Raw genomic sequence first — 11,608 nt, 5'->3', positions numbered from 1 at the left:
TATCTGAACCATTGACCGCTAAAGTTATCAAAACTGGTATTAACAATCATAATTATAAACGAGTTATCATCATCTGTAATACCGTTTCTCAGGCGCAGGGATTATATAGAGATTTGCAAGAGTTGAATTATGATGATAACTATAAATTAGCCCATATTTACGGAGCAATTGGTTTTTTTGATCCAAAATTAGGTAAATACGTGATTTGCATCACACACAACCCGGCATATAAACTGGGATATCTAATTGATTAAAGTTTTGCTTGAGGAAATTACTTGAGTCATGTTATAATTATTTTATAATCCGCCGCTATTCCATGAGTAATTACCATATCAGTCTAGAAGGTGACATTTTAAAGGTAGGATTTGGCAGTACCCTGACCACAGGTGATAAAATTGTCTGTGATGCAGCTACCAGATTGAATCAAATGATTGTTTCTGGGGAATTACCGGGGGGTTCGCTGATTAAAATCAACGGTCGGATATCGGTACTGGTGAGTCAAGTTTTGGCTGATAAATTATCTAAATTGTATGATGTCATTGCCCTTTTTGATCCCAAGATTGGCGATAAGGGGCTGGATAGGTACGTAGTCACCATTAGTAAACATCCTGATTATCAAGTCGGGGATATTTTGGATGTGGTGCAGATACAGCAGCAGTCAAGTATTAAATTGGTGGTTTGTGGGTTTGCAAACACGGGAAAGACCTGTTTCCGGGAAGGTCTAAAACAAGCGTTGTTACAGATTCCCAATGCACCAAAATCCTATTTTATCTCTGGTTGTCCAGATGGGGATGGTTCTTGGTATGGGGAAACGGCACGACGGGACGCAGATTTAGCCCAGAGGTTAAAAACACAGTACAAGGCGGGTTTTACCCCGGAATTTGGACAACTGAAGGCACAGCAAGTCAGGGGTATCAATACACCAATACTTGTGTTTGATGTGGGGGGTAAAATTTCTGATGCTAACCGTTTGATTATGGGGGAAGCGACTCATGGGGTGATTTTGGTCAAGGATGAAACTGAGGTTGCACCTTGGGAAGATTTGTGTGTGTCGCTGGGTTTGTCGGTGGTGGCGATTATTTATAGTGATTATGACGGTGTGGAAGATGTGATTTCCCAGGAAACGCCGATTTTGAGGGGTAGTGTGCATTGCTTGAAACGTGGGGAGGATGTTTCTGTGCGTCCGATGATTCGGGCTTTGGCTGAGGTTTTGGTGGGGTTAGTTTCAGGAGAATCTAAAAATGGATAAGATGAATTCTGTTAGTATTGCGATCGCTTGGTGTTTAGCTTGGGGTAATGAACATCAACCGCAGTTTGATATTTCTGTTTTACAACAAATGCGGGAGGCTTTGAAGAATGGGGGAGAAGTACCAGAAGCGGTTAAGGAAATTGTTGATCAGGTTAGAGAATTTCAAAGTATTCCAGATGATTATTTTCCGCAAACTCTGGATGATTTAAAAAATAAGTATCCTAAATTATGGAATCAAACCACCAAAATAGGTTTAGTTTATGGTGGTGTGACTAAGGTTAAACAGTATGTTTTTGAATCATCAAAAATTCAAGAAATTCGTGGTGCATCAGGTTTGTTAGATAGAATTAATATAATTGATTTACCAGCATTTTTTAATAAACCTACAGAATCAAATCTATACAGATTTTATGATCCAACAATTAGAGAATGGTTACAGCTAAATTTTCCTAATAGCAATTTACTAGAAGCTTTAATTCCTGAATTAATAATTTATTCCTGTGGTGGAAATATTCTTGCTTTTTGTCCTGCTGCTTATGTTCATAATTTAGCTGATGCTATTGAGAAACGCTATACTACAGAAACATTAACAGCTAATTCCTGTGCCGTTGGTGATACATTTAGATTATTAGAAATCCGATTTGGTGTACTCAAAGAAAATATAGAAGATACACATTGGTTAAATTGGTATCACAAGAATTACCAAAACCCAATAGTTCAGGCTTATTTTGGATATCCCAAGGATGAAAAAGAACGTTTAGCAGTGTTTCAAAACCGTAAAAGCTTTAATGAAATAACTACTAAATTAGCAGTTTTATTTAATCAACGCCGTAGCGGTAATGATATTCCTGGACGTAAAACTACCCGTCGTTATCCACCCATGCTTGAAACCCATCCTTATTTAGTTAGAGATGGAGTAGAAAACCGTTCTGCTATTTTACAAATAGACAAAGAAGGTAGAAAAGTAAACTTTTCCGAAGCATCAGTTAGAAAATATCTTTTTGGAAATAGGGCTAAAGATGGTGATCCAAATGAACCACAATGGTATATTAATTCTCAGTTGGAATGGCCTAGAGGCATAGTTGAAAGTTGGGTAGATAGATTTAATGAATTTCTCAATGAAAATCCTACTTATCAAACTAAATACTATGCAAATTTAGAAGCAGGTGTAAAACCCAGTGATGTAAAAATAGCTCAAACTCTGACTCATGTTAGTAATGCTAGTAAAGGTTTTATCGGTTATATCTATGCTGATGGTAATAACATGGGTGGATATATCCAAAAAATTCGGAAACCAGATAAACACAAAGAATTTAGTCGAGATGTAGACTTAGCAACACGATATGCTGTTTATCAAGCATTAGCTGAAAACTTGCACCCCCACACACTCAAAAATTTAAATGATGAAGAATCAGAACTAGAAAATGGTGATATAATTCATCCTTTTGAAATAATTACTATTGGTGGTGATGACATTTTCATTGTTGTACCTGCTAATAAAGCCTTAGAAATTTCTCAAATGATAGCTGAGAGATTTGAAGAAATTTTACTCAATAAAATTGAATTAGCGGAAATTCAAATTCAAGGAAGAGAAAAGCGCATTTTAGATAATTATCAACTCAAAGTTGATAAACTATTTGAACCACACAAAATCCACCGTTACCAACCGTCAACAGCTAAACGTTCGGAATGTGAACTTAGTACATCAATAGGTGTTTTAATTACGGCTGTTAACACACCCATTTACTACGCCAAGGACTTAACAGAACAGTTACTAAAAACTGCCAAAGAACAAGCTAAAAAATTGAAGAAATTCGGATATTATGGGGGAACAGTAGACTTTTTAACGCTAAAATCTGTGACAATGATTGCATCAAATGTTAAAGATTTTCGCACAGAAGCATTAAGTCCGCAGAATTTAAGACTCTACGCTGCACCTTATACTCTACATGAATTAGGAGGATTATTAACATCAGTTGCAGCATTGAAAACAGCTAAATTTCCTAGATCCCAACTTTACCAAATCAGGAGTTTATTAGAACAAGGGAGACATACAGCAATTCTTAATTATCGGTATTTTCGAGTTAGACTAAAACAAGGACAAAAAGAACTAAAAGCTAATTTTGAAGATGTTTGGTGTTTACCTAAAGATGATACAAATAAAGGTAATTTAGCACCTTGGATGTATGATAAAGAAGAAAAAATTTATGAGACAATTTGGCGGGATATGGTTGATATCTATGAGTTTGTAAAATCAGCAGAAGATGAAGAATCAGCAATTTTAACTGCGGAGGTTGAGTCATGATTAAATTAGCAGAATTACCCAACTCAATTCAAACCTATTCTATTACAGCTATCATTGATACAGCTTTATGTATTGGTGCTGGTGGTTCTTCTGGTTCACTTGCAGATAAACCCATTGTTCGCAATGCAGAAAGAAATTTACTCATTCCCGCATCACAATTAAAAGGCAGATTACGCCATGAATGTGAGAAAATAGTCAGAGGCTTAAAATGGGATATTTGCTATTCTCCTAACCCGCAAAGTATGTGTCCACAAAGAGCAGGTTTAGATGGTAATTTTGCCAGAAAAGAGTATAAAATATCAGAAGATGATAAAAACCATCATTGTTTAATTTGTCAAATATTTGGAAATCCTGTCTTACCTTCTCGCATTATATTTGATGATTTAATTTGTGAAGAAAATCCAGAAAATTTACCAGAAATTATCCGTCCTGGTGTCACTATTAACCGTCGTCGTCGCACTGCGGAAGAAAGTAAACTTTACTTTTTAGAAACATCACCTGCTAATACAAAATTGAGATTTACAGGAAATATTTATTTATCAAATGTTCCAAATTATGCAAGTCCGCTAATTTTAGCAGGATTACGACATATTAACGCTTTAGGTGGGAGTAAATCAGCAGGTTTAGGTTGGTTAACTTGGGAATTACCTAATTTACCAATAGGAGCACAAGCATGGGAATTTTTAGCTAAAGGAGTGGAAAATAATGAAAAAAATTGAATTAGAAATTAAAGCTTTATCACCTTTAGCAATTGGACGGAAAAAACCAGGAGGAAATATAAGTGAAGCTGAAACTTTTATTCCTGGTTCAGTAATTCGTGGTGCGGTTGCTGGTCAGATATTAAAAGAAGCAAATCAAACAATTGAAGAAGGTGATAATTTTCATAAATTATTTTTGAGTGAAAATCCAGCAATTTTTCAAAATGCTTATCCTGGAGATGTTAAAATTAAATCAGAAGTTAGGGTAATACCTGCAACTGTTTTAAGTTCTAAAGATAAACCTGGGTTTAAATCATCAAAAGGAAATGGAGTTTTTGATACTTTAATAGATCGCTTTTGTGCAGAAAATTATGGTCATGTTTATGATCCTAACTGTCCTGTAGATGGCGGTAGAGTAGATAATTTCACAGGTTTTTATAGTCAAAATCCTAGTATATATTCCAAAAACTCTTCTAATTCTCGTTTATTAACCAGAGTTGGTATAAATCGCCGGCGTGCAACTTCTGGAGAAAGGGTACTTTATAGTATTCAAGTATTAAATGAATCAAAGGAACAAAAAAAAGAATTGATAATATATAAAAGTGCCATTTTAGTATCTGATGATTTATTAGATTCTTTGCACACATTTATTGAGAATCATCAAAATAATTTTCGTTTAGGAGGTGCGAGTTCACGAGGTTTAGGAAAAGTTAAAATCACTGCCAAAAAGCAAAGTGAAATTCAGTCAAATTTAGATAATCGAGTCAAACAATTTAATAAAAAGTTACGAACACGCTGGAATGAATGGGGGAATGTTTTTGGTAAAATTTCAGAAATACCAGATAACCGAATTTATTTCACAATTGATTTACAAGCAGATGCAATTTTAACGGAAAATTGGCGACGCACAACGGTAATTTCTCAAACAATGTTACAACAGTTTACAGGGGTGAATGATTCCTCTTTAGAACTTCATGCTGCTTATAGCAGTTATGATTACCGTTCTGGTTGGAATACCGCTTGGGGTTTAATGAAAGATGTAGAGTTAGTAACAAATAGAGGAGGTGTGTATTTATTTAGTACAGATAATAAAGAGTTGTGGTTAAAGCCTTGGGAAGATTTGGAAGTTTATGGAATAGGCGATCGCACTTCTGAAGGTTTCGGACAAGTGCAAATCTGTAATGAGTTTCATAATGTATTAAGAGAGGAAGCAGTATGAATGAACAACCAGATCCACAAAAGCAATTAAAAATTCAAAAAGGTATACTTCAAGCTGAGGATTATTTAGTAACTTGGATTCAAGATGCTTTAGATAATCGTAGATCATACGGTAAGTTAGAAGAATCACAATTTCGTAACTTAGTGCGCGTTGCTGATACAACTGAAAGCGCAGAAGTAATTAAAAACTTTCTTCATTATCAAGTTGGTAGAGATGAAAAATGGGGAAGAGGTCAAAATTCTCTAGCTGAAACCATTGTTTCAGATATTAATATAAGAATTAAACAGAAGGCTAAAGACATAGCTAAAGAAGCTAAAAGTGAGGACGTTAACTCAATTTTATTAGAACTAACTCGGCGTTATTTAGGATACGGTGCGCGTTATTTAACCTATAAACTTAAAGGTGAAAATCCACAATAATTTAATTTAAGGAGTTTGAAAATATGCCACGTTTAGTAATTTCTACTGTTGGAACAAGTTTATTAACCAATCAAATTCGCCGCAAATCTGAAAATAATTACTATAATAGATTGCGCGATACAGCTAATTGTTCTGCTGACGAAATTCAAAAATATCATGAAGATGTTGTAGATATAATTCAAGAACTCAAAGAGAGAGCAGAAGAAAAGCTGAATAGTAACGACATTGATGAAATTCGAGAAGCTAGTGCAGAACTTAATGGAATTTATGGATTATATAAAGGTCAAATAAGTGAAGGTAAACAAGATATTCATTGGTTAATTGCTAGTGATACTGCTCAAGATCAAGTAACATCAGAAATGCTCCACTCATTTCTGAGTACACGAGAATTAACTGTTTTTAATCCTTATGGTTCCAAGTATTCCCCTCAAGGTTTTTCAACTATTAGTGATGAAGCATTTACTCAGGGTATTGATGAATTACTTAATTGTTTTGAAGATACAATTCCTGGCTATCAAGACAAAGGTTATGAAATTTGCTTCAACTTAGTAGGTGGTTTCAAAGCAATACAAGGATTTGTCAATACCTTTGGTATGTTCTACGCTGATAAAATTACCTATATATTTGAAGGTAGTTCAGACATAATTTATATTCCCCGTTTACCTATCAAAATAAATACAGAGATAATTAAACCTGTAGAATTTTTATTAATGGCACAAGGAACTTGGATTGATATAAATAAACTAGACAATGTTCCAGAAACTTTATTATATAGAGTTGAAAATGAGGCAATATTAAGTACATGGGGTAGACTAATTTGGAATAGAAGTAAAGGAGATATCCTCAGAGATATCCTCAACGGTGATTTATTAGAACTACCTCATATTAAGCGTGAATCTACATTCAATAAAGATTATAAAAACATAAAGGAAACAAATGAGAGAATTAAATTACAAGAGACACTCGCTAAAGTAGCTCATTTACTAATTAATAGTAATGGTGATACTGCATCATTAAAAGGTGATGGTGGTGTGTTATATGAAGTTTATCAAAACAAAGGTGGAATTGCTCATTTTCGAGTAACACAAGGTATAAGAGTTAGTTGTACGGCTGAATCTGGTGTTTTAAATCTTCGCCGTTACGGAAAAGAACCAGAAGTAAATAAAAATCCATAGCAATTATTAATTATCTATTATCTCAATCACAAATGAATCTATCCTCAAAACACTCAAAACCCACTACCACCCAAAAATATGACTTCCACTCCCATTCTCACCCTAATATCTTTAGCAGACTTCCTGAAACTACCAGAAACAAAACCAGCGAGTGAATATATTGATGGTAACATCTACCAAAAACCAATGCCTAAAGGTAAACACAGTGCATTACAAACATTTTTAGCACCCGCTATTAATCAAATAGCTACACCTAAAAAAATAGCTCGCGCATTTACGGAATTGCGTTGTACCTTTGGAGGTCGTTCCATTGTTCCAGATATCAGTGTTTTTAATTGGGAATTAATTCCTCTTGATGATAACGGTGAAATTCAGAATGAGTTTACAATTCCTCCAAATTGGACAATTGAAATTTTATCACCTGAACAAAGTTCAACCCGTGTAATTAACAATATTTTATTCTGTTTAAAGTATGGCACAGAATTAGGCTGGCTTATTGATCCTCAAGAACGCCTAATCATGACTTTTTTACCTAATCAACTACCAGAAGTTAAGCAAAATCAAGATATTTTACCTGTGTTAAACTCTTTACAAGAATGGGAAATATCTGTTGAGGATATATTTAGTTGTCTCCGTCTCAATTAATTATAAGTGGTATAATTATATGTTTGACACATTCAAAAACCGTCTAGAAATTACCGGAAAATTAACAACAATCACCGCATTACGCATTAGTCAAGGACGTTCCACCGAACCTATAGGAACAGATTTACCCGTCATCAAAGACGCATTAGGACAACCATTAATACCAGGTTCAAGCCTTAAAGGTGCATTAAGATCCCGTCTTGAAAGTTTCCTCAGAGGAATTGATTCTAGTTTTGCTGAAGATCCCGCTAATTTCACCAGTTCAGCTAGAAATAAGTACGTCAAAGATTTAAAAGAACAGCACAAAGATAATGACTTAGAGTTGACACAAAAACTTGTGGAAATGACAGATTTGATATCTCAACTTTTCGGTTCTCCCTGGATAGCAAGTAAATTTCAAGTCCGCGACTTAACCGTAGTACCTGATACCTGGTTTGGACAATATCAAGAAAGAGACGGAGTATCAATAGATAGAGACACAGAAACCGCAGCAGATGGTAAACTGTATGACTTTCAAGTAGTACCAGCAGGAACACAATTTGAATTTCGCGCAGTAGTTGAAAATGCAGAAGATTGGGAATTAGGACTATTGATGATTGGGTTACACCAATTTGAAACAGAACAAATTCCCCTTGGTAGTGGACGTTCTCGCGGTTTGGGAGTTGTTAAACTAAATATAGATAAAATGCGCTGGGTTGAGGTGAAAGATAACCCCCAATTTCTTTTGCAATATCTTGAAAAATTGGTTATGGGAGATGAAACAGCTTATGAAGATGCAGCAGAGTATAAAGATGAATGGGTACATCAATTTATTGAGTATTTAAACAAGAAACTCAAAGAAAAAAATACAACATCAACAGCATCTTAAATCTTTCGTAGAGTGCGTTATAAAGAAACGCACTGAGATTAATTCTTGAATTTCCCCATCTCCTCCAAATTGAGTTAATCTAAAAATAAACATACCTACCCTAACCAAAATGGCACAACTAACAATTCAAGTACCAGATGAACTGGCTAACCGTCTACAATCCATATTACATCGTCTTCCAGAACTGCTTTCACAACTGGTAAAAACACATACACCAGAAACATTACCAAAAACATTAAATTTAACTAACTCCACCGATCTTCCTATAACTTATACAGAGGTTTTAGACTTTTTAATCAAACAACCAACACCAGAACAAATCGCTAAGTTTAAAGTTTCTAACCAAGCACAAACACGGTTACAAGAGTTGTTAGAAAAAAACCATGAGGGTACGATTTCGGCAGCAGAAAATAGTGAATTAGATATTTATGAACAACTAGATCAACTAATGATGTTACTTAAAGCTAGAGCTTACAGTATAATCGAAAATGACTAACAATTTAATTTCTTCTAATCTACGTCAATTAGTCATTGAACGCGCTCAAGGACGTTGTGAATATTGTTTAATTCATCAAGACTTTTCTATTTACAGTCACGAAATTGATCACATTATTGCTGTTAAACATGGAGGAGAAACTTTATCAGAAAATCTGGCTTTATCCTTCTTACCTTGTAATCGTCATAAAGGATCTGATTTTGCTACTTTTGATCCCAAAAATGGGGAAATTATTCGCTTATTTCATCCTCGCTTACAAATTTGGCAAGAACATTTTACTGTAAAAGATGCGGAAATTATTGGTATTACTTCTATTGGTGAAGCTACATCACGGTTATTGATGTTTAATACTTCAAGTAGAGTGCGATTCCTACGGAGCGCTTCGCTATCGCGTCAACTATTAATTACACAAAAACTATATCATCTTTAATTAGAGGTAAAACATGGCTTTCAGTAATTACAAAACCATCGGTGAAGTCCTCAAAGCATTTCAAGTTACCTACAATGAAGCAAATTTCATCAGCGAAATTGCTTTTAATATTCCAGACTATTTCCGCGAGGATTTAGAACTGATGATGCGAGATGCTGTTGTGGATAACTCAGAATTTGCCATCTGTGAAAATCTCATTTATCCCGTTCTTAAAGAAATTTGGAAAACCTACCGCCAACATTTTGTTTTATGGAGTCATCAATCATTAAACTATGATGAAAAATTATCAGGATTCCCTGAATATATTTTAGCTAAACGTTCCCCTTTAGGTAAAGTCATCTTTGATAAACCATACTTTATTTTAGTTGAAGCCAAACAAGACAATTTTGAAACAGGTTGGGCGCAATGTTTAGCTGAAATGATCGCTGCCCAAAGATTAAATGGCGAATATCAAATTATTATTTTTGGTATTGTTTCTAATGGCGATCGCTGGCAATTTGGTAAATTAGAAAATGATATATTTACCAAAAATAGCACTTATTACACAATTCAAGAACTAGATAAATTATTTAGTGCTGTTAATTTTGTATTTCAACAATCTGAATTACAGCTAAATAATTTAGTTTTAGCTGCTGCTTAAATTTACCTGATTAAAATAAAATTATGCACAAAAAACTTGTAAATCACTGCACCATAGATTTAAGCATCATTCCTGATGGACCCATTCTCATTAAATCTGGAAAAGAAGGTGCAGATCCCACAAACCCAGATATGGCATTTGTTGAAACATTTCATCAAGGTGGATGGTCAATTTATTTACCAGGAAGCAGTTTAAAAGGTGCAATTCGCGCTCATGCAGATTTTCCTAACGAAGAAATTACTCTAGCTCAATTTGAGTAATAACTAATTAACAGTAATTAGTTCAATTAATGGCTTGACTTTTTTGTAAAGTTAAGCTATTATTTATTCACGCTAGAGAGTTTAAGTTTTCCCCGCAAGGGGATTGAAACACGCCTCTAGTATGGTGATTGAACAGTTGTTTCAGTTTTCACCACTTCCCCGCAAGGGGATTAAAACTATAAAAAAACTTAATAGATTAACTTAGAGATGTAACCTCTCCCATTTCACAACCATGACTCTAACGAAAACCCGACTCACCTTTGATCAATTCCTCAACTACGACTTTCCCGAAGAAGGTCGCTATGAACTTGTAAATGGAGAAATTATGCGGATACAAGCAACTAGAAAACATGATAACTTAGCAGATTTTCTCACTAAAAAATTAGACCGGGAAGTTGAACGTCTTAATCTTAACTATCGAGTATCTGGAAGAATTGCCATTAAAACTTTAACAACAAGCGGTAAAGAACAAGGTCGTGTTCCTGATGTTAGCGTAGTAGATAAAAATCTGTGGGATGCTAATTTATCCGCTTACACTGCTTTTATTGAACCATTACAATTAGCAGTAGAAATAGTTTCCACAAATTGGGAAGATGACTATATAGATAAATTAGAAGAATATCAACGTTTAGGTATTTCTGAATATTGGATAGTTGATTATTTAGCTATTGGTAGTCGTAATTATTTAGGTAATCCCAAAGAACCAACCATTTTTGTATATCTTCTCAATGAACAAGGCGTTTATCAAGCAAATGCTTATCGAGGTACAGATATAATTATCTCCCCAACTTTTCCCGAATTAAATATTACAGTTGAGCAAGTTTTTGCAGCATAGATACAATTTCATGATAGATGAATACTTCCAAACCCTAACCACCTTCCCCCCACGCAACTTTCAACGAGAAGTTATTACCAAACTTCTCCACCGTCAAGACATCCTTCTCCGCGCCCCCACAGGGTCAGGGAAAACCGAAACCGCTATTTCACCCTTCCTTTTTGCTAAAACCCTCAACCTTGACTTCCCCAACAAGTTAATCTACGTTGTCCCCCTGCGAACCCTGGCCAACAGTCTGCGACAAAGAACAGAAATCCTCGTGCAACGCTGGTCACAAGCTCAAAATGTCCCTTGTCCAGTTGTTACCCTACAAACAGGAGAAAACCCAGAAGACCCCCGTTTTGAAGGTGATATAGTCTTCTGCACCAT

General features: G+C 35.0%; 13 protein-coding genes and 2 pseudogenes. All 15 read left to right on the top strand.

Annotated elements, in window-relative coordinates:
• A pseudogene (locus tag PN471_RS19070) lies at positions 1-254 on the top strand (hypothetical protein); the annotation flags it as partial.
• A 62-nt stretch (positions 255-316) separates the two neighbouring features.
• Positions 317-1,249 carry a CRISPR-associated protein Csx3 gene (locus tag PN471_RS19065; protein ID WP_271778183.1) on the top strand — a complete coding sequence of 311 codons (933 nt, stop codon included), beginning with the start codon at positions 317-319 and terminating at the stop codon, positions 1,247-1,249.
• A complete protein-coding gene (cas10, locus tag PN471_RS19060) occupies positions 1,242-3,554 on the top strand; it encodes a type III-B CRISPR-associated protein Cas10/Cmr2 (RefSeq protein ID WP_271778182.1) in 2,313 nt (770 codons plus the stop codon). Before PN471_RS19065 ends, cas10 begins: the two co-directional genes overlap by 8 nt.
• The gene (locus PN471_RS19055) at positions 3,551-4,273 is read left to right on the top strand and encodes an RAMP superfamily CRISPR-associated protein (RefSeq protein WP_271778181.1); all 723 of its coding nucleotides are present in this window, start codon (positions 3,551-3,553) and stop codon (positions 4,271-4,273) included. The genes cas10 and PN471_RS19055 overlap by 4 nt, the downstream gene beginning before the upstream one ends.
• Entirely contained in the window at positions 4,260-5,471 is a 1,212-nt protein-coding gene (csx10, locus tag PN471_RS19050; protein ID WP_271778180.1) for a type III-D CRISPR-associated RAMP protein Csx10, read from the top strand. The genes PN471_RS19055 and csx10 overlap by 14 nt, the downstream gene beginning before the upstream one ends.
• A complete protein-coding gene (locus PN471_RS19045; RefSeq protein WP_271778179.1) occupies positions 5,468-5,890 on the top strand; it encodes a hypothetical protein in 423 nt (140 codons plus the stop codon). Before csx10 ends, PN471_RS19045 begins: the two co-directional genes overlap by 4 nt.
• A gap of 23 nt (positions 5,891-5,913) precedes the next feature.
• Entirely contained in the window at positions 5,914-7,065 is a 1,152-nt protein-coding gene (locus PN471_RS19040) for a CRISPR-associated protein (protein WP_271778178.1), read from the top strand.
• A gap of 78 nt (positions 7,066-7,143) precedes the next feature.
• Positions 7,144-7,710 carry a Uma2 family endonuclease gene (locus tag PN471_RS19035; RefSeq protein WP_271778177.1) on the top strand — a complete coding sequence of 189 codons (567 nt, stop codon included), beginning with the start codon at positions 7,144-7,146 and terminating at the stop codon, positions 7,708-7,710.
• A gap of 19 nt (positions 7,711-7,729) precedes the next feature.
• Positions 7,730-8,578: a type III CRISPR-associated RAMP protein Csx7 gene (gene csx7 / locus PN471_RS19030; RefSeq protein WP_271778176.1), complete on the top strand. Its 849-nt coding sequence runs from the start codon at positions 7,730-7,732 to the stop codon at positions 8,576-8,578.
• A 109-nt stretch (positions 8,579-8,687) separates the two neighbouring features.
• Positions 8,688-9,074, top strand: coding sequence for a hypothetical protein (locus PN471_RS19025; RefSeq protein WP_271778175.1), 387 nt, complete (start codon positions 8,688-8,690; stop codon positions 9,072-9,074).
• Positions 9,067-9,504 (top strand): HNH endonuclease, encoded by a 438-nt coding sequence (locus PN471_RS19020; RefSeq protein WP_271778174.1) that lies wholly within the window; start codon positions 9,067-9,069, stop codon positions 9,502-9,504. The genes PN471_RS19025 and PN471_RS19020 overlap by 8 nt, the downstream gene beginning before the upstream one ends.
• Positions 9,505-9,517: 13 nt before the next feature.
• Positions 9,518-10,144, top strand: a complete 627-nt coding sequence (locus PN471_RS19015) for a hypothetical protein (protein ID WP_271778173.1) — start codon at positions 9,518-9,520, stop codon at positions 10,142-10,144.
• 23 nt (positions 10,145-10,167) lie between these two features.
• Positions 10,168-10,365 (top strand): annotated as a pseudogene (locus tag PN471_RS19010) (RAMP superfamily CRISPR-associated protein); the annotation flags it as partial.
• A gap of 271 nt (positions 10,366-10,636) precedes the next feature.
• The gene (locus tag PN471_RS19005) at positions 10,637-11,239 is read left to right on the top strand and encodes a Uma2 family endonuclease (protein WP_271778172.1); all 603 of its coding nucleotides are present in this window, start codon (positions 10,637-10,639) and stop codon (positions 11,237-11,239) included.
• Positions 11,240-11,249: 10 nt separating this feature from the next.
• On the top strand, positions 11,250-11,608 hold a 359-nt coding region (locus PN471_RS19000), incomplete at its 3' end, for a DEAD/DEAH box helicase family protein (protein WP_271778171.1).

It is taken from the genome of Aphanizomenon sp. CS-733/32, assembly GCF_028330045.1.
GTDB classification, from domain to species: Bacteria; Cyanobacteriota; Cyanobacteriia; order Cyanobacteriales; family Nostocaceae; genus Dolichospermum; species Dolichospermum gracile.
The sequence above is the reverse complement of the archived record's forward strand: the minus strand, read 5'-3'. Positions and strand labels throughout refer to the sequence as shown.

What these genes read in the sequence shown, in the direction of transcription:
- PN471_RS19035 (WP_271778177.1), top strand. Translation starts at nt 7,144, where the DNA reads ATGACTTCCACTCCCATTCTCACCCTAATATCTTTAGCAGACTTCCTG.
- PN471_RS19040 (WP_271778178.1), top strand. Translation starts at nt 5,914, where the DNA reads ATGCCACGTTTAGTAATTTCTACTGTTGGAACAAGTTTATTAACCAAT.
- PN471_RS19015 (WP_271778173.1), top strand. Translation starts at nt 9,518, where the DNA reads ATGGCTTTCAGTAATTACAAAACCATCGGTGAAGTCCTCAAAGCATTT.
- csx7 (WP_271778176.1), top strand. Translation starts at nt 7,730, where the DNA reads ATGTTTGACACATTCAAAAACCGTCTAGAAATTACCGGAAAATTAACA.
- csx10 (WP_271778180.1), top strand. Translation starts at nt 4,260, where the DNA reads ATGAAAAAAATTGAATTAGAAATTAAAGCTTTATCACCTTTAGCAATT.
- PN471_RS19055 (WP_271778181.1), top strand. Translation starts at nt 3,551, where the DNA reads ATGATTAAATTAGCAGAATTACCCAACTCAATTCAAACCTATTCTATT.
- PN471_RS19005 (WP_271778172.1), top strand. Translation starts at nt 10,637, where the DNA reads ATGACTCTAACGAAAACCCGACTCACCTTTGATCAATTCCTCAACTAC.
- PN471_RS19065 (WP_271778183.1), top strand. Translation starts at nt 317, where the DNA reads ATGAGTAATTACCATATCAGTCTAGAAGGTGACATTTTAAAGGTAGGA.
- PN471_RS19025 (WP_271778175.1), top strand. Translation starts at nt 8,688, where the DNA reads ATGGCACAACTAACAATTCAAGTACCAGATGAACTGGCTAACCGTCTA.
- PN471_RS19020 (WP_271778174.1), top strand. Translation starts at nt 9,067, where the DNA reads ATGACTAACAATTTAATTTCTTCTAATCTACGTCAATTAGTCATTGAA.
- PN471_RS19045 (WP_271778179.1), top strand. Translation starts at nt 5,468, where the DNA reads ATGAATGAACAACCAGATCCACAAAAGCAATTAAAAATTCAAAAAGGT.
- cas10 (WP_271778182.1), top strand. Translation starts at nt 1,242, where the DNA reads ATGGATAAGATGAATTCTGTTAGTATTGCGATCGCTTGGTGTTTAGCT.